This window comes from Rhodococcus sp. C3V (assembly GCF_029269915.1).
In the GTDB taxonomy this organism is placed as follows: Bacteria; Actinomycetota; Actinomycetes; order Mycobacteriales; family Mycobacteriaceae; genus Rhodococcus_F; species Rhodococcus_F qingshengii.
Genome location: NZ_JARJBE010000001.1, coordinates 836,346 through 852,424 on the forward strand (window position 1 = coordinate 836,346; position 16,079 = coordinate 852,424).

At 62.2% G+C, this 16,079-nt stretch carries 17 protein-coding genes; 8 read left to right on the top strand and 9 right to left on the bottom strand.

Annotated elements, in window-relative coordinates; all coding sequences use genetic code 11:
• Positions 1-3 precede the first annotated feature (3 nt).
• From ctaD to P3G66_RS04180, 3 genes are read left to right on the top strand one after another with little or no spacing between them, the layout of a single operon-like run.
• Entirely contained in the window at positions 4-1,758 is a 1,755-nt protein-coding gene (ctaD, locus tag P3G66_RS04170) for a cytochrome c oxidase subunit I (RefSeq protein ID WP_003939775.1), read from the top strand.
• Positions 1,759-1,803: 45 nt separating this feature from the next.
• The gene (locus P3G66_RS04175; protein ID WP_003939892.1) at positions 1,804-2,277 is read left to right on the top strand and encodes a MarR family transcriptional regulator; all 474 of its coding nucleotides are present in this window, start codon (positions 1,804-1,806) and stop codon (positions 2,275-2,277) included.
• A gap of 55 nt (positions 2,278-2,332) precedes the next feature.
• Positions 2,333-2,752 (top strand): DUF5313 family protein, encoded by a 420-nt coding sequence (locus tag P3G66_RS04180; RefSeq protein WP_042451127.1) that lies wholly within the window; start codon positions 2,333-2,335, stop codon positions 2,750-2,752.
• A 9-nt stretch (positions 2,753-2,761) separates the two neighbouring features.
• Here the strand turns inward: P3G66_RS04180 and P3G66_RS04185 are convergent, their stop codons facing one another.
• Positions 2,762-3,784 (bottom strand): NAD(P)/FAD-dependent oxidoreductase, encoded by a 1,023-nt coding sequence (locus tag P3G66_RS04185; protein WP_030534952.1) that lies wholly within the window; start codon positions 3,782-3,784, stop codon positions 2,762-2,764.
• A gap of 39 nt (positions 3,785-3,823) precedes the next feature.
• Here P3G66_RS04185 and P3G66_RS04190 point away from each other — a divergent pair, with 39 nt between their 5' ends.
• Together P3G66_RS04190 and P3G66_RS04195 are read left to right on the top strand one after the other, a co-directional pair.
• Positions 3,824-4,450, top strand: a complete 627-nt coding sequence (locus P3G66_RS04190; protein WP_276116217.1) for an XRE family transcriptional regulator — start codon at positions 3,824-3,826, stop codon at positions 4,448-4,450.
• Positions 4,451-4,506: 56 nt separating this feature from the next.
• The gene (locus tag P3G66_RS04195; protein WP_042451126.1) at positions 4,507-4,965 is read left to right on the top strand and encodes a GNAT family N-acetyltransferase; all 459 of its coding nucleotides are present in this window, start codon (positions 4,507-4,509) and stop codon (positions 4,963-4,965) included.
• Between the two features lie 12 nt (positions 4,966-4,977).
• Here the strand turns inward: P3G66_RS04195 and P3G66_RS04200 are convergent, their stop codons facing one another.
• Genes P3G66_RS04200 through P3G66_RS04225 form a run of 6 tightly spaced genes read right to left on the bottom strand, consistent with a single transcriptional unit; the run spans position 4,978 to position 10,610 of the window.
• Positions 4,978-5,514, bottom strand: coding sequence for an AAA family ATPase (locus tag P3G66_RS04200; RefSeq protein WP_003940554.1), 537 nt, complete (start codon positions 5,512-5,514; stop codon positions 4,978-4,980).
• 53 nt (positions 5,515-5,567) lie between these two features.
• Complete coding sequence (locus P3G66_RS04205; RefSeq protein WP_003939865.1) at positions 5,568-6,362, bottom strand: MHYT domain-containing protein; 795 nt, start codon at positions 6,360-6,362, stop codon at positions 5,568-5,570.
• Between the two features lie 40 nt (positions 6,363-6,402).
• Positions 6,403-6,990, bottom strand: coding sequence for an ATP/GTP-binding protein (locus P3G66_RS04210; RefSeq protein WP_003940118.1), 588 nt, complete (start codon positions 6,988-6,990; stop codon positions 6,403-6,405).
• On the bottom strand, positions 6,971-7,345 hold the full coding sequence (locus tag P3G66_RS04215; protein WP_003939996.1) for a DUF742 domain-containing protein: 375 nt from the start codon (positions 7,343-7,345) through the stop codon (positions 6,971-6,973). The genes P3G66_RS04210 and P3G66_RS04215 overlap by 20 nt, the downstream gene beginning before the upstream one ends.
• A gap of 5 nt (positions 7,346-7,350) precedes the next feature.
• The gene (locus P3G66_RS04220) at positions 7,351-7,767 is read right to left on the bottom strand and encodes a roadblock/LC7 domain-containing protein (RefSeq protein ID WP_003940329.1); all 417 of its coding nucleotides are present in this window, start codon (positions 7,765-7,767) and stop codon (positions 7,351-7,353) included.
• The gene (locus P3G66_RS04225) at positions 7,764-10,610 is read right to left on the bottom strand and encodes an ATP-binding protein (protein ID WP_276116218.1); all 2,847 of its coding nucleotides are present in this window, start codon (positions 10,608-10,610) and stop codon (positions 7,764-7,766) included. The genes P3G66_RS04220 and P3G66_RS04225 overlap by 4 nt, the downstream gene beginning before the upstream one ends.
• 378 nt (positions 10,611-10,988) lie before the next feature.
• Between P3G66_RS04225 and P3G66_RS04230 the strand changes: the two genes are divergently transcribed.
• Positions 10,989-11,498, top strand: a complete 510-nt coding sequence (locus P3G66_RS04230; protein ID WP_276116219.1) for a hypothetical protein — start codon at positions 10,989-10,991, stop codon at positions 11,496-11,498.
• Positions 11,499-11,502: 4 nt separating this feature from the next.
• Here the strand turns inward: P3G66_RS04230 and P3G66_RS04235 are convergent, their stop codons facing one another.
• Both P3G66_RS04235 and P3G66_RS04240 read right to left on the bottom strand, forming a co-directional pair.
• Positions 11,503-12,945: a phospholipase D-like domain-containing protein gene (locus P3G66_RS04235; RefSeq protein WP_276116220.1), complete on the bottom strand. Its 1,443-nt coding sequence runs from the start codon at positions 12,943-12,945 to the stop codon at positions 11,503-11,505.
• Positions 12,942-14,045, bottom strand: a complete 1,104-nt coding sequence (locus P3G66_RS04240; protein WP_276116221.1) for an NAD(P)-binding domain-containing protein — start codon at positions 14,043-14,045, stop codon at positions 12,942-12,944. Before P3G66_RS04240 ends, P3G66_RS04235 begins: the two co-directional genes overlap by 4 nt.
• Before the next feature lie 112 nt (positions 14,046-14,157).
• Between P3G66_RS04240 and P3G66_RS04245 the strand changes: the two genes are divergently transcribed.
• Together P3G66_RS04245 and P3G66_RS04250 are read left to right on the top strand one after the other, a co-directional pair.
• Entirely contained in the window at positions 14,158-14,889 is a 732-nt protein-coding gene (locus P3G66_RS04245) for an enoyl-CoA hydratase (RefSeq protein ID WP_276116222.1), read from the top strand.
• 62 nt (positions 14,890-14,951) lie between these two features.
• Positions 14,952-16,067, top strand: coding sequence for an MBL fold metallo-hydrolase (locus P3G66_RS04250; RefSeq protein ID WP_136470752.1), 1,116 nt, complete (start codon positions 14,952-14,954; stop codon positions 16,065-16,067).
• Positions 16,068-16,079: the final 12 nt, after the last annotated feature.

Here is a 16,079-nt window from a genome sequence, read left to right on the forward strand (position 1 = left end):
AGCATGACGACAACGGTGCCGGACGAGCGGACCGGAGAGTTGGAGCCGATTCCGGAGCGGCCGTACCCGCAGCGCCGTGATCCCAAGGGGTCGTGGATGTTCGACATGATCAAGACCACCGATCACAAGAAGATCGGGATCATGTACATGATCACGGCTTTCGTGTTCTTCCTGATCGGCGGCCTGATGGCCCTGTTCATGCGTGCGGAACTGGCTGTCCCCGGGATGCAGTTCCTCTCGAACGAGCAGTTCAACCAGTTGTTCACCATGCACGGCACGATCATGTTGCTGCTGTACGCGACGCCCGTCGTTTTCGGCTTCGCGAACTACATACTTCCGCTGCAGATCGGTGCCCCGGACGTGGCGTTCCCGCGTCTGAACGCATTCGGGTTCTGGCTCTTCACTTTTGGTGGTCTCATCGTTCTCGGCGGATTCCTCACGCCGGGCGGCGCTGCCGACTTCGGTTGGACCGCGTACACCCCGTTGTCGGGTGCGGTGCACAGTCCCGGCGTCGGCGCCGACCTGTGGGTCTTCGGTCTGACGGTTGGTGGCCTCGGCACCATTCTCGGTGCGGTCAACATGATCACCACCGTGATCTGCCTGCGCGCACCAGGTATGACGATGTTTCGGATGTCCATCTTCACGTGGAACATCTTCATCACCAGCATTCTGATCTTGATGGCGTTCCCGTTGCTGACCGCTGCGTTCATGGGTCTGTTCGTCGACCGTCACCTCGGTGGACACATCTTCGACCCGGCGTCGGGTGGAGTTCTGTTGTGGCAGCACCTGTTCTGGTTCTTCGGTCACCCCGAGGTGTACATCATCGCGCTGCCGTTCTTCGGCATCGTCTCGGAGATCTTCCCGGTCTTCAGCCGTAAGCCGATCTTCGGGTACACCGGATTGGTCTATGCGACACTGGCGATTTCAGCTCTGTCGATCGCGGTGTGGGCTCACCACATGTACGCGACGGGTGCTGTTCTCCTGCCGTACTTCTCGTTCATGACGTTCCTGATCGCCGTGCCGACAGGCGTGAAGATCTTCAACTGGATCGGCACGATGTGGAAGGGGCAGTTGACCTTCGAGTCGCCGATGCTGTTCTCGGTCGGCTTCTTGATCACCTTCCTGTTCGGTGGTCTGTCGGGTGTCATTCTCGCGAGCCCGCCGATCGACTTCCATGTCACCGACACGTATTTTGTCGTCGCCCACTTCCATTACGTGGTCTTCGGTACGGTCGTGTTCGCCACGTACGCCGGTATCTACTTCTGGTTCCCGAAGATGACCGGTCGCATGATGGACGAGCGTCTCGGCAAGTGGCACTTCTGGACCACGTTCGTCGGTTTCCACGGCACGTTCCTCGTTCAGCACTGGCTCGGCGGCGAAGGTATGCCGCGTCGTTACGCCGACTACCTACCCTCGGACGGGTTCACGGTTCTGAACTCGGTGTCCACGATCTTTGCCTTCGTACTCGGTGCCTCGACGCTTCCGTTCATCTGGAACGTCTTCAAGAGCTACCGCTACGGCGAGGTGGTCACCGTCGACGATCCGTGGGGTTACGGAAACTCGCTGGAGTGGGCAACCACCTGCCCGCCGCCGCGTCACAACTTCACCGAGTTGCCGCGCATCCGCAGTGAGCGTCCGGCGTTCGAGCTGCACTACCCGCACATGGTGGAGCGAATGAGGGCGGAAGCGCACGTGGGTCTCACCGGGCAACCCACGTCGACGTTGGAGAAGAGTGACGATCGTCGCCAGATTGATTAGTGCAATAATAGTTGCTGCACTAATTAATCTGATAACATCGGATTCATGACGACGAAGGCTCCGCAGACGCAGATGGATGATCCGCTGGCTCTCGACCGGCAGGTGTGCTTTGCACTTGCGGTCGCGAACCGGGCGGTGCTGTCCGTCTACCGGCCACTGCTCGAGCCGATGGGCCTCACGCATCCCCAGTACCTGGTGATGCTGGCACTGTGGGGAAAGTCGCCGATGGCGGTCAAGGAAATCGGGCAGGCACTGCAACTCGATTCGCCGACGCTGTCGCCGCTCCTCAAGCGACTCGAGGCGTCCGGGCTGATCACGCGAACCCGTAGCCGCGCCGACGAACGGCAACTGGACGTGGACCTCACCGAAGCCGGTGTGGCACTGCGCGCGGAGGCGGAGAAGATCCCGCCGGCGGTTGTCGCGAAGCTCGGCGTCAGCCTCGCCGAACTCGAAGAACTCCACAATGTTCTGACGCGGGTCAACGAGGCCGCGCTCCGCGCCGGAGCCTTGGACCAATGAGAGAAATGTGATGACTGCATCCGAAAGAAACGTGATGACTGCGTCAGTACCGTCGATGCGTACCGAACAGGTGACTTCCGTGACTTCCAAAAAGCAACGTACGAGCCCGAATCCTCTTCAGTGGTTGGGTTATTCAGTGGGGCGCAAACTGCCCGATTCGATGCAGGACTGGGTACGAAACGACCTGATCGGTGACTGGGCCGTGCCGCGTCACCTGATCCGAAGCATGGTGCCGTTCATTCCAGTGTTCGCGGCCTTCATGCTCTTCCCCGGACCGTGGGCCCTGCGGGCATCGATGGTGCTGCTCGGAGTGCTTCTGGCACTGTTCTATTCGGTCTCCTACATGGCTCAGAACAGGTCGCGCCGCCTCGAGCGTCACGGTTTGCCTTCCGACCTCGAGAACCCGAAGAAGATCTCGCGCCACGACGCCGAGAAGGCCGCCTACGAGAAGTTGCACGGCGGCCCCGCGACGTAGACGCCTCGGTCACAAGCCGTGGAGGGCGCTGCCGCCGTTCAACTCGCAGACTCGTTGCTCCACGGTCGCCGAGAAGCCCCCTTCCGGCTCGGTCGAACGAAGAGCCGATTCGACATCTTGCTCGACCAGATATCCGTTGATCGCGATTGCCGCGGTCGAACCTGCCGCCGCAGCATTGATTACCTGGGCGCGAGGGTCGACGACGTTGCCGGCGCCCCAGATACCAGGAACACTGGTGGCGCCGGAACGATCGACAGCCACGAATCCCGTGGGGCTGGTTTTGCAGCCGAGTCGCGTCAGATGTGCGTCGTTCGGAACGAAACGCGGCGCAACGAACAGTGCTGAGCGCGCAACAAGTTGGCCGTTGTCGAGTTCGACGGCTTTCAGTTTGCTTTTCTCGCAGACCAATCCAGATACCGATCCGTCGGCAACCGTCACTCCTCGGGCAGCCAGTCGCGCGCGTTCGTCGGGGGTGAGCGAGATCTTGTCGGGGAAGAACGTCACATCCGACGACCACTGTCGGAGTAGAAACGCCTGGTGAAGTGACATCTCGCGAGCGTCGCCGCCGAGAACGCCGATCGGTTGGTCGCTGATCTCGTACGCATGGCAGTACGGGCAATGGAGCACGCTTTGTCCCCAAAGCTCCTGGATGCCTGGTATTTCCGGGAGTGAATCCCGTAGACCTGTGGCAACCAGCACAGTACGAGTTTCGAGCGTCGTGCCTCCTGACAGTTCGACGACAAAGCCGGGTTCGATACCGCGCCAGGAGATGTCGACTACGTCATCTTGTGTCAATTCCACTCCGTACGTCTGCAATTCGCTGCGTCCGACGGCGAGCAACTCACGTGGCGCCATGCCGTCTCGCGAGAGGAAACCGTGCATGTGTGCTGCCGGTGCGTTGCGCGGTTTGCCGGAATCGATGACGGCGACCGATCGCCGAGCACGACCCAACACCAGGGCTGCGCTGAGTCCGGCGGCGCCACCGCCGACGATCACGGCGTCGAGGATCTCTGTTTCAGTGTGTGTTCGCATGAGCACAGATTGCTCGCGGAGGGGGTTCTTCAGCAACTAATGTTGCCATTTCTGGGAATCGCCGTCAGACTCGGCACCATGAATGTCAACGGTCCGCACATCGATGCCGCCATCTCGCAGATCGGCGCGCGCCTCAAACGCATTCGTACCCAGAGGAACGTCACGCTCACAGCGCTGTCCGAGTCCACCGGTATTTCGAAGAGCACCCTGTCGAGGCTCGAAACGGGGGGGCGTCGCCCGAGCTTGGAGTTGCTGCTTCCGATCGCGCTTGCCCACCAAGTGCCGTTGGACCAACTGGTGGCGGCACCGCAGGTCGCCGATCCACGCATCCAGAGTGCGCCTCGAAGCGTCAGTGGGCGAACGGTATTGCCGCTGACTCGGCAACCGGGTGGGTTGCAGGCATTCAAGATGACCATCCCGGCAAGCCAGACGGAACCGGATCCCCAAGTGCACGACGGCTACGAATGGCTGTACGTGCTGTCGGGGAGGTTGCGGTTGGTGTTGGCCGATCACGACATCGTGATGGGTACGGGTGAAGCTGCTGAATTCGACACCCGAAACCCGCATTGGTTCGGCAGTGACGGGCGCGGCCCGGTCGAGGTACTGAGTCTGTTCGGCCCCCAAGGAGAACGCATCCACGTTCGGGCCAAGCCTTCGGCGAAGTGAAGGACAGTCATACTTTCATTCGGTACTGCCGGAAGCGAAGAGGACAGTGAGGATCTGTGCGAATCGAAATTGACGACCTGAGTCGGGATGCGGTCCGTGCTCTACTCACCGAACATCTCGCCGACATGCACGCGACCTCGCCCGCGGACAGCGTTCACGCGCTGGACGTCACGGGGCTGATGGATAGCTCTGTGACCATGTGGACGCTGTGGAGCGAAGGTGACGAGTTACTCGGTTGCGTCGCACTCAAGGAACGGTCGTCGGCGGGCGGCGAGATCAAGTCGATGCGAACGTCATCGGCAGCAAGGGGGCGTGGCGTGGGAACGCGACTTCTTCAACACGTCGTGGACGAGTCGAGACAACGAGGTTACCGGCAACTCGAATTGGAGACCGGTACGCAAGAGTTCTTCGATCCAGCTCGCCGGTTGTACGCGAAATTCGGGTTCGTGCCTTGTCCACCGTTCGGGAACTACCGCGAAGACCCGAACAGCGCATTCTTCGTTCTCACCTTGTGAGCAGCTCGCACGCTACAGCATCTTGGCTGTGATGCGTCGTACTGCACTGTCGGAGTCCATGATTGCGGTGTCGAGCACCAGCCGTTCCGTAGTCCACGGCTCGTAGTCTCGATCCAGAATTTCCTGCCACGTCGGTAGTACGAGATCCGGGATGTCGACGACTCGCCGTTCAGCGCGTCTGCGATGCTCGTCGGGATCCGAACAGATGACCTCGACACCGAGCAGGCGCGCCGAATTATGTTGTGCGGTAGCGGACCAGGCGTTTCGTGTCGCCTCGACGGGGTTGACGCATTCGACCACGACCGAAAGTCCCAGTCGCAATTGTTCGGCGGCGAGCGCGTACCCGGTGATGTATCCAGCGGTCCCGGACGCGTCAGCTATACCGCTGCGGATCAGCGCCTGTTCGATGGTATCGATCCGCACGAAGGGGATTTGGTGACGCTGCGCAAGCGCCCGCGCGATCGTCGACTTGCCGGTGGCCGGCAAACCACCGATCACGACGAGCGTTGCGCGGGTCGATGGCTGGGGGTTGTGTCCGGCATCCACCATCCCCGAAATGTACGGGGCGTTGTCGATTTACGTGAACTCGCCCCGTACTCTGCTCAGTTCGAGATCGCGAACTCTCGTGCTTCGAACGCCAGATCGTCGGCGGCGGATTCCATTCGTGCCGTCGCACGGTTGGGTGCTGTCAGCACTGCGACAATCGGAACTGCCAACGCCAGCAGGCCGAGAACGAAGACAGGGAAGAGGAATGAGAACACTTCGAGTCCCTGTGGCGCCGGGGCTGCCGCGTCGTGAACAACCTCGACAGCGGCCATTCCGGTGTAGTGCATACCGACGACAGCGATGCCCATGATGATTCCGGCGACGAAACGCAGAATCGTGGACTCGAGCACCATGGTGAACCACAGTGCAGCGGTTCCGGCGACGACTGCGATGAGAACCGACAGTGCAACGAAGAGCAGGTCGTAGTGGATCTCGCCCTGAAAGCGCAAGGCGCGCATACCCGTGTAATGCATGATGTTCACGGCGAGACCGGTTACCACGCCCCCGATCAGAAGCCGCGTCCAGCGAAATTCGGTCCCGATGATCAGCAGGCCGACAAACACGGCCCCTACTGAGATGATCGCGGAGATCACGGTCCATCCGAGGTTGTATCGAATGGGACTGCCGGGGACTGCGAAGCCGAGCATGGCGATGAAATGCATGAGCCAGATGGCGACGCCACCGATCGACAAGGCAGCCATGGCGAGCCATCGCATGCGTGTGGCGGTTGTCGTCGCCGACGCTGAATGCCTGGTGCACGCCAGGCCGACTACCGACCCGACCACGGACACGACGTAGGCGAGTCCGAGCAGCCAGATTCCCATCGAGAAATGGTGCATTTCATCCGACATGCCAGTTCCTTTCGGCGACGATTCGCATCTGGTGATTCATCTAGACGACTGCTTCAGCTGCAAGTCGTTCGAGGGAGTATTCGGTGACGGCGATCAGCGCGCGTTTGGCCGATTCGCGGTTTCGGGCGTCGATCTCGATCATGGGAACCCGGTTGGGTAGAGCCAACGCCTGGCGGAGATCGCTCGCCGAATGGATTGGTGCGCCGTCGAAACGGTTGACCGCCACGATGAACGGGAGGCCTCGCGCCTCGAAGAAGTCGACTGCGGCGAAGCTGTCTTCCAGGCGACGCGTGTCGACCAGAATGACCGCACCGATCGCACCGGTGATCAGGTCGTCCCACATGAACCAGAAGCGGCGCTGTCCCGGGGTTCCGAACAGATAGAGGACCAGGTCGTCGGCGAGAGTGATACGCCCGAAGTCCATCGCGACCGTCGTGGTGCTCTTGTCGGGAGTGGATCCGAGATTGTCGATACCGTCGCTGGCGTCGGTGACCATGGCCTCCGTGCGAAGGGGGACGATTTCGGAGACGGTCCCCACAAGTGTTGTCTTGCCAACACCGAAACCCCCGGCGATCACGATTTTTGTCGATTTCACGCGAGACGATGAGTCAGAGTGCCCGAAGTCCACTGAGGGTCCTTTCGATCAATTCGCGTCGCTCGACTCGAGATGCGTCGCTTCGCAGAGTGGCATGTATTTCCAGTGATCCGGCTACTACGAGGTCGGCGACCAGTACCCGCACGACTCCGATCGGAACACCCAGGTGGGCAGCGATCTCGGCAACCGAGATCCGCTGCTCGCAGAGTGCGACGATCGATGCACGAATATCCTGCGGTGCAAGATTGTTCGAGACCACGTCTTCGATCGTCGCGATGATCGCTTCGAGTGGGAGGTCGATGGACGGCAGGGTCCGACCTTCGGTGAGCGCGTACGGCCGGACCAAGCTCGGTTCGGCGTCGTCGTACTCGGATTGATGGTGAGGCATCGAACTCAAATACCCTGCGATGTTCTCGGGGCAATGTCCATGGTGGTCCCGACGCGATCGACGAGAGTCGCCATTTCGTAACCGATCTGGCCGATGTCGCATCCGGCGACAGCGAGGGCGGCAAGGTAAGCGCCACTACCGACGCCCATGAGAAGCAGGTAGCCGTTCTCCATCTCGACGACGGACTGCATGACGGCTCCACCGTCGAAGAGGCGTGACGCCCCCGCGGACAGGCTGGCGAGTCCGGAAGTGACAGCGGCTAATTGATCGGCCCGGTCGAGCGGAAGATGTGTGCTCGAGGCCGTCAACAACCCGTCGGCTGAGACGATGATCGCGTGACTCACACCCGGCACGTCTCGGGCAAAAGCCGATACCAGCCAGTCGAGTGCGCGGGGAGTCTCTTGGGCTCCGACAGTGTTCACTGTTCTCCTTCATCGTTGTGCAACATCGTGGACGCTTCGAAAGACTGTCCGCCATCGGGCTGATGGTCGGCAGCGCGCCGACGCCCTCGTTGTACTCCGGATTGGTAACTGCTCCAACCACGTTGGACGTCCGCCGGATTGGATGCATGGCGCTGTGTCGTTCCACCTCTCCCGACGGCACCGGGAACCAGGCGGGCTCCGCGGTCTCGAATGGGAAGTCCGGAATCGGCGATCTTGGTGACCGGCATCTCGAACGAGGTCCGAGCGGCCAGCCAGCCTTGATCCGCGTCGGTGGTCCACGCACTGCCGGTGGAAGCAGCTGACGTCTCCGCCGTCGGGTCCACGAGCCACTCGGACACCATCCGGGCGAAAATCGGCATCGTGGTCGGGACAGCGAGTACGCCGTTCGAGTTGCCGTCTCCCGCGCCGTCAGCGCGCGTCGATGCGCGAGCAGAGAGCCCGTCACGGGTGCGCGAGGAGAAGAACGCCGCAGTGTTTGTCGGCGTCGGGGGTGAGAGCCGGTGCCGTGGCGGCGGGGTTGTCGACGGGTGTGGACCCACCGGGATCTCGGGACCCTGTGCCGGCGAGGTGAATTCCGGCGAAGGAGTACGCACGGGAAGGGACGTCGATGCGCTTGTGCCTTCGGGATCGGGCAGAGGAGCGAAGGACGACACCGAGGTGGCGGGTGCAGCAGTGGTCGGAGTCGAGGTACTGACCGCCGGTACTCCACTTGTGCCCGGAGTGCGACGTGGTAACCCCGAAGGGGCTGTTGTCGTGGGAATGGATTGCGGTGTGATCGGGGCGAACGTCTCAGTCCGGTCGGTGCTGTTGCTGGGCGTTCGACGCGGGAGATCTGCGAAACTTCTGGTCGCAGGCCGCGGGGGTGCCAATTCGGTCGGAACGGGCTGTGACCAGGACGGTTCAGACGGTGCTGGCGGCGGAGTCCGATCGAGCGTGGGCACGGGTCCGGTTCGCGGCGTGCGGATCTCGGGTCCCCGAGAAGAATCGAGTATCGACGTCGGTAGGAGCACCGTTGCGGTGATGCCGCTGTGCGTCGACGACGTTGCCGTCGGGCGCAGGCGCACAGAGATGTTGTAGCGACGACTGATTCGGCTCACGACGAACAAACCCATGCGACGCGCTGTATCCGCGCTCATCTCGCCGCCGGCGGCGAGGCGCTCGTTGGCATCGAGGATATCGGCAGGCGACATGCCGATACCGAGATCTGCGATCTCGACGATCATGGAGCCGTCGATGGTGCGGGCAGCGTTGATGGAGACGGTGGTCTCCGGCGGGGAGTACCGCAGAGAATTGTCGAGCAGTTCAGCGATGAGGTGAACGACGTCCGGGGCAGCATGACCGGTGACGACTCCGGGCGGTATCTGCCCGAGTTCGACGCGTCGATATTCCTCGACGCCTGATACCGCCGCACGAAGGATATCGCCGAGAGCGACGGGGGCGGTTCTGGCGCGGCGTACATCGGTTCCGGCGAGAACCAACAAGTTGTCGCCGTTTCTACGCATTCTCGCGGCGATGTGGTCGAGCCGGAACAGATTCTCGAGGCGACGAGGGTCGTCTTCGTCCTGCTCCAACTGTTCGATCAAACCGAGTTGCTGGTCGACGAGGGACTTGTTACGCCTCGACAGCGTTTCGAACATGTCGTTGACCTGGCGCCGCAGGGTGGCCTGCTCGCCGGCCAGCGTGATGGCCTGACCGTGCATGTCGTCCACCGCGCGTGCAAGCTCGCCGATTTCCTCGTGGGTGCGGATCGGTACACGGGCGAAGTCGACGTCGTCGATACTGGCACCTGCGCGAATTCGTTCGATCGCGTCGGGGAGTCCGCGTCGTGCTGCTTGCAATGCGGCAAATCGCAGCCGACGGATCGGATCGATGAGCGATCGGCTGATGACGAGGGCGATGGCCAGTGCCAGCAGGACCGCGCCGAGCACGATTGCAGTGTCACGAAGTGCTGCGGTTCGTGCTGCATTGGATTCAGCGGTGACGGTATCGCCGAACTCGGTGACGGTGGTGTCGGTCAGGCTGTTGTACTGGTCGTTTCCGGATTTCAGATCGGTACCGACGCGGCTCCCCAGAGGAGAGGTCGACGGGGTTGATCCGAGTGCGTTGATCCGGTTCTGAGCGGAGTTGCTGAGGGTCCGGACGGTGTCGTTGCTCCCGTCGATGGCGAGAATGTTGTTCAGAGCGACCAGTTCGGCACCGGCGGCACTGACCATCGAGGTACGAGCCTGCTGGTCCGGATCACCTGAGCCGAAGAGGATTCGTTGTTCGGCCAGTGCTCGTCGCGCATCCCAGAGTGCTGAGAGTCGGCCACCCTCTTCGCGCAGCGCCGGACGCTGAGAATGCTCGACGACGCTGGTGAAGGTGCTCGAGAGTGCGCGCGAGACTTCGCCGACCCGCGAAACCAAGCGTGCGGGAGCCACCGCGCCGGCGGCGACCTCCTCCGTGATGGAACGGCTCTCTGCGAGCGCCGAAGTCACTTGGTCGTTGAGATCGTCGTCGGACTGGAACGCGCGCGCGGCGTCGACCAGTTGATCCATTGCGTCCGAAACCGCTTGTGTGGCGGGGCCGGTGTCAGTGCGTGCCGATGCGGCTTCGGCGAGCTCGTACAGCGCGGATTCGAGATTGATCGCGGCGGGCACAGCGAGGGCGCGCTCGGACGAGGAACTCAGCTGTGCGGCTTCTTCGAGTTCCGTCTGAACGCGAAGGGCTCCGAGGACGACGGCGACGATCATCGGCAATGCGAGAACGGCGATGACCTTCCATCCCAGGCGCCATTCGCCGATCGACCACCAAGAGGTTGTCGTGTGTGAATCGTGTTTCATGCGGAACATGGCCCCTTCACGTCAACCCCCCGTGGGTCATTGCCCGAACCCCTTCGATCCGGTTTGACCAGAAGGGGTAGTTAGCTGAACGGTAACAGACTGTTCGCTGGCTCGCTACATCCCAGTTGGCTTCTTGGATCGCCGATGACTATATCCGGATTGTAAGGCCAGGTGAAAGGGTAAACGGACAAGTGCGGCGAATGGGATAGCCGGAAAGTCCAATTTGGTAGCTCGGCGAGCGGTGCTGCCCGGGAATTCGTGGAACTCACGGCAAGCATCTGGCTCGTGTCCCGACATCGAGGACGCGTCCGAACGAGGCGCACACGCATGTCAGAATGTGGAAACCGCACCGATGACCGAATTGAACTTGGAGCCATAGTGAGTGGAACTGCTCGCGACGCGTTGCGCGCGATCGCCGAACTGCTCGCCCCTGCCAGCGCTGTTGTCATCGATCGTGTGACTCTCGCGATCGACCAACCGGAACGGTATGTCGAAGTACAGAACGAGTTGTACTCACAGACGCTCGAGAAGCCACACCCGGAAATGGCGTGGTTTGCTCTCGTCGACGCATTGCACGAACAAGAACGCCTGGTCTGGGTGGACTGGAACGAGGATGCTGCCGAGGTTCTGGGTCAGCTGCGAGTGCTCACGTCGGCGCCGGCGGGATCGTGGGAGTGGGCGGACAGTCTTGTCGTGGCCTTCGATCGAGCTGCTGGACTCGAATCGCTTCTCGCCCGTATCGGCGACAACATCACCGATACGGGCGTTTCACTTGCCTGGCTCGACAGCGACAGCGATACGTTTCTCCTCGCGCTCGTCCCGAGTGTTCACGGTGCAACGCTCGTCGAACTCGCGCTGGCAACCGGGCACTGCGTGCGCGTGTTCTAGAGTCTCAGCGTTTGCCGAGCAGGCGGCGCAATCCTTCGATTCGATCGCTCAGTCTGGGTGGCGTGTGCTCGGGATCCATCAGTGCATTTTCAGCGAGCACGTGGTCTTCGCCGTCGACTGTGTTCCGGTCGAATTCGCGCAGACTGCGAGCGTCGGAGGTCGCGAGAGCGCGAACCGTCGACAACAGTGACTGCTCGCCCAACGCGTCGTCGACTTCTTCCTCGGTGACGTCGAGGTGCTCGCTGAGTAGGCGGCGCCTCAATCCGATGATCGAGGCGCGCAACTCGACATCTGCGTCGTCGTCGGATTCGACGGCGATGTCGCACTCGGTGTCGAAGCCCATCGAACGGTTGTTGAGATTCGACGACCCGATTCGCAGGAGGCGATCGTCCATCACGAGAACCTTGGCGTGTACGTAAATAGTTGCGCCAGAAGAGGTCACGGGATAAAACGCACCGAAACGGTCGTGGATATCGGCCGACCACAGCAAATGCAGCAGGTCGTGGCGTGCCCCGTCCATCGCCTTTTGTTCGAGCCATCCATCGGCATTGCGGGGAATGACCAGAACGATTTCCGGCCCGTCGGCCTCACGTAGACGCGCGGCAATCGCCTCGGCCAGCGTGCGTGATGCGAGGTACTGGCTTTCGATGTACAGCGTGTGTTCGGCGCCGGCGATGGCCGCGAGATACAGCGCCTCGATCTCACGAACCTCCGCGCGCTCGCCGAGTTCCGGCAATGTTCTGGCGACGGCTACGTCGACCACCCGCAAGGTGGGAGCCAAATTGACGGGCCATGGAGTCGTAGTGCTCTTGACCGTTGTCAGATCCTCGCCGGTTGCGGATTTCCAGCGTGCCCGCGCCAATTCGCCGATGGCCGCAGCCGCATTGCCGTCGACCGCCGTGGTTGCGTCATGCCAAGGGCCGTAACGCCTTCCGCTCGGCGTGATTCGATAATCGTTTCGGTCGACGTGATCCGAGGTGTCCCAGCGGTCCACAGTCATGTCGATGCCGCCGCAGAACGCCAGAGCGTCGTCGATGACGATGATTTTCTGATGGTGCGCCGCACCAACCGGGTGGGCGCCGTCGATCTCGAACCGTAGGCGCTCGTCGGTCAGCCAGTTGGACACGAAGACGGGAGTCATGCCGCGGCCGATTGCGGTGAACGCGCCGATGTTCCATTTGAGTACGAGGATTTCGAGGTCGGGTTTCTCGCGGACGAGCCAGCGGAGGAACATTCCCAACCGGTTGGGGCCGTCGAGAGTCTGCTTGCCTGGTTCGAGTTTGATGCGCGTGTCGAAGTCCCAGCCGATCAACATGATTCGCTTCTCAGCTTGCAGCATTGCGGACTTCGCATGATGAAAGTAGTCAGCGGCGTCGACGATGCAGGCAAGATTGTCCGCCGGTTCGATGCGCCAGCAGGTTTCGCCCGGAACAAGGATTCTGTTCATTCGCCGATTCCCAGGTAAGCGGTCAGTTCGCGCGCTGCCGCTTGGCCGGCGCGGTTGGCTCCGATCGTCGACGACGACGGTCCGTATCCCACCAGGTGCACGCGAGGGTCGGCTTCGACCTGCGTGGCGAGGCGCCCGGTCATCGGGATTCCGCCACCCGGTCCGCGCAGGTGCAACGGCGCCAGGTGATCGAGTGAGCTACGAAAACCGGTGCACCACAAGATGACATCGGCGTCGACGACGGTACCGTCGGCCCACTTCACGCCGTTCGGAAGAATTTCGGAGAACATCGGCAGTCGATTCATCACACCACGGTCTCGCGCTGCCCGGATGGCAGGCGTCACGGGGAGGCCGGTCACCGAGACAACGGATCCCGGTGGCAGGCCGCGTCGTACACGATCTTCGACCATGGCAACCGCAGCGCGGCCGATGTCCGGCGTGAACGGCTCGTCGCGGAACTCGGGTTCGCGCCGCGTCACCCAGGTAGTGGTCGTGACGCGTGAGATCTCGTCGAGCAGTTGGACAGCCGAGATCCCGCCGCCGACCACGACGACATGTTTGCCTTCGAACTCGGCAGCGGTTCGATAGTCCTTCGTGTGCAGTTGTCGGCCACGGAACGACTCGGCCCCGCGATAGTGGGGGATGAAGGGCCGCTCCCAGGTCCCCGTCGCGTTGATCAAGCCTCGCGCCGCGAATACTCCCTGGTCGGTCTCGATCCGCAGGCGCTCTTCCCTCGGACACACCACTCGCGTGTGTACCGGGCGGTGGACGGGAAGTTCGAATTGCTTTTCGTACAGTTCGAAGTAGTGGGGGACCGCCACCGATGCAGGCACCTGTTCGGCGTCTGTACCGGTGGTTTCCGCGAAGGACATTCCCGGGAGGTCATGGACGCCGTTGACGGTGCTCAGTGTCAGGCTCGGCCAACGGAACTGCCACGCCCCGCCCGGCCCCGACGCATGATCGAGCACCACGAACCCCGATTCGGGCTCGATTCCGAACTTGCGCAGGTAGTACGCGGCGGAGAGTCCGGCCTGTCCGGCGCCGATCACCACCACGTCAACCGGGTGTGGTTGCTGTGCGGCAAGGTCGTCTGTACTCATCGGTAATCTAACCTCCTGATGTACAGAACTTAGCTGCAGAGAAGTATGCGGACGGTATCGGCGCCTCGGAACATCCCTGTGTCGAGCCTTCCAGAAACGAAAGTGAGCGGACATGATCGGGTTCTCCCGTGACGGCAACGTCGTGACCATCGAGTTGCAGCGTCACGAGCGTCGTAATGCGCTCAGCGCGGAACTCTGCATCGCAATACGGGACGCGATGAACGCGGCGGTAGCCGAGCACGCGCACGTCGTCGTCATCACCGGTGAGGGATCGGCGTTCTGTGCAGGCGCGGACCTCTCCGGCGACGTCTACATGGAGGGCTTCACCGATCGCCTGTTCGAGATGCTTCGCTCTATCGACACGGCGCCCATCCCGGTCATCGCTGCCGTCAACGGTCCGGCCATCGGCGCGGGCACGCAACTGGCCATCGCGTCGGATCTTCGCGTCGTAGCGCCGAGCGCTCGCTTCGGAATCCCGGCCGCCACCCTCGGTGTCTCGGTGGACAAGTGGACGATGCGTCGGCTCGCGTCGCTGGTCGGCGGCGGTCCCGCGCGCACCATTTTGCTCGGCATCGAACAGATCGGCGCCGAAGAAGCCTTCACTCGCGGCCTCGCCAACAAAATCGGAACCCTCGACGACGCTCAGGAATGGGCACACCGCATCGCGAATCTCGCACCGCTGTCGTTGCGGCACATGAAGATGGTTCTCAACGACGACGGCACCATGGAGGAGCAGTCTCCCGAGCAGTTCGACGCGCTTCACGCCGCCTGGCTCAGCGAGGACGTCCAGGAAGCCCGCGCTGCCCGCATCGAGAACCGCCCTCCCGTATTCAAGGGTAAGTAAAGCTGGTTGCAGGGAAAACAGGCGCCGGGCACGCAGGGCAGATAGTGGCTACGCTCGTCTGAATGAAGAAGACGACGGTTCTCGGAGTTGCTGCTGTTGCCGCGGCGACGGGGTGGGTGGCGCGAGCCGCATGGGGCATCCCGACGCAGATCGGGGCCTCGCGAAGCACGGTGCAACCGTATGCGGCGATGTCCCCGCGATACCGGGACCGCCAGTTCCACAACTCGGAGCCCAGCAGCACACTGGTTCCGGGCACCGATGTCGGAATGTTCAAGTCGATGGCCACGCGAGGGTCGACGGGTCGGCCGCGTCAGCCGATTCCGTTGGCCACTCCGCTGGCACCGGCGGCAGCCGGCGACGCGGCGGTGACGTGGTACGGCCATTCGAGCGTTCTCGTCGAGGTCGACGGCTACCGCGTTCTCGCCGATCCGGTGTGGAGTGAACGCGTATCACCCTCGGCCACAGTAGGTCCCGCACGCATGCACCCCACTCCGGTGGCTTTGACCGAACTGCCTGCAGTGGATGCGATAGTCATCTCTCACGATCACTACGACCATCTCGACATGGCTACGGTCAAGACCCTGACTCGTACACAGACCGCTCCGTTCGTCGTGCCGATCGGTATCGGTGCGCACCTGCGGCACTGGAAGGTGCCCGAGAACCGGATCGTGGAACTGGACTGGGACGAGTCGACCAAGATCGGCGACCTGGTCCTCACGTGCACGGAGGCTCGTCACTTCTCCGGTCGTGGCCTTGTCCGGAACACGACCCAGTGGGCGTCGTGGGTATTCGCCGGGCCGAAGCACCGGGTCTTCTTCGGTGGTGACAGCGGATACACATCACGTTTCGAACAGCTGGGTGAAACCTATGGGCCTTTCGATCTGACGCTTCTCCCCGTCGGTGCGTACGACGTGCGCTGGCCGGACATCCACATGAATCCGGAAGAGGCAGTGCAGACGCACATCGACCTCAACAAGGGCGACGGGTCGCGCGGTGTCTTCGTCCCGATTCACTGGGCGACGTTCAACCTCGCGTTTCACTCGTGGTCGGAGCCGATCATTCGCCTCGACGAGTCGGCTGCAGATGCGGGCACAACAGTGTCGGTCCCGATGCCGGGCGGCAGGATCGACGCGTTGTCACCGACACCGCCGTCGAAGTGGTGGATACCGCTGGGCTGAGCGGAGAAGTGT

Bases quoted from the DNA above. Each gene is read 5' to 3' on its own strand.
- P3G66_RS04215 (WP_003939996.1), bottom strand. From the start codon at position 7,345: ATGCCTCACCATCAATCCGAGTACGACGACGCCGAACCGAGCTTGGTC.
- P3G66_RS04240 (WP_276116221.1), bottom strand. From the start codon at position 14,045: ATGAGTACAGACGACCTTGCCGCACAGCAACCACACCCGGTTGACGTG.
- ctaD (WP_003939775.1), top strand. From the start codon at position 4: ATGACGACAACGGTGCCGGACGAGCGGACCGGAGAGTTGGAGCCGATT.
- P3G66_RS04205 (WP_003939865.1), bottom strand. From the start codon at position 6,362: ATGTCGGATGAAATGCACCATTTCTCGATGGGAATCTGGCTGCTCGGA.
- P3G66_RS04180 (WP_042451127.1), top strand. From the start codon at position 2,333: ATGCGTACCGAACAGGTGACTTCCGTGACTTCCAAAAAGCAACGTACG.
- P3G66_RS04225 (WP_276116218.1), bottom strand. From the start codon at position 10,610: ATGAAACACGATTCACACACGACAACCTCTTGGTGGTCGATCGGCGAA.
- P3G66_RS04245 (WP_276116222.1), top strand. From the start codon at position 14,158: ATGATCGGGTTCTCCCGTGACGGCAACGTCGTGACCATCGAGTTGCAG.
- P3G66_RS04250 (WP_136470752.1), top strand. From the start codon at position 14,952: ATGAAGAAGACGACGGTTCTCGGAGTTGCTGCTGTTGCCGCGGCGACG.
- P3G66_RS04185 (WP_030534952.1), bottom strand. From the start codon at position 3,784: ATGCGAACACACACTGAAACAGAGATCCTCGACGCCGTGATCGTCGGC.
- P3G66_RS04200 (WP_003940554.1), bottom strand. From the start codon at position 5,514: ATGGTGGATGCCGGACACAACCCCCAGCCATCGACCCGCGCAACGCTC.
- P3G66_RS04175 (WP_003939892.1), top strand. From the start codon at position 1,804: ATGACGACGAAGGCTCCGCAGACGCAGATGGATGATCCGCTGGCTCTC.
- P3G66_RS04190 (WP_276116217.1), top strand. From the start codon at position 3,824: ATGTTGCCATTTCTGGGAATCGCCGTCAGACTCGGCACCATGAATGTC.
- P3G66_RS04235 (WP_276116220.1), bottom strand. From the start codon at position 12,945: ATGAACAGAATCCTTGTTCCGGGCGAAACCTGCTGGCGCATCGAACCG.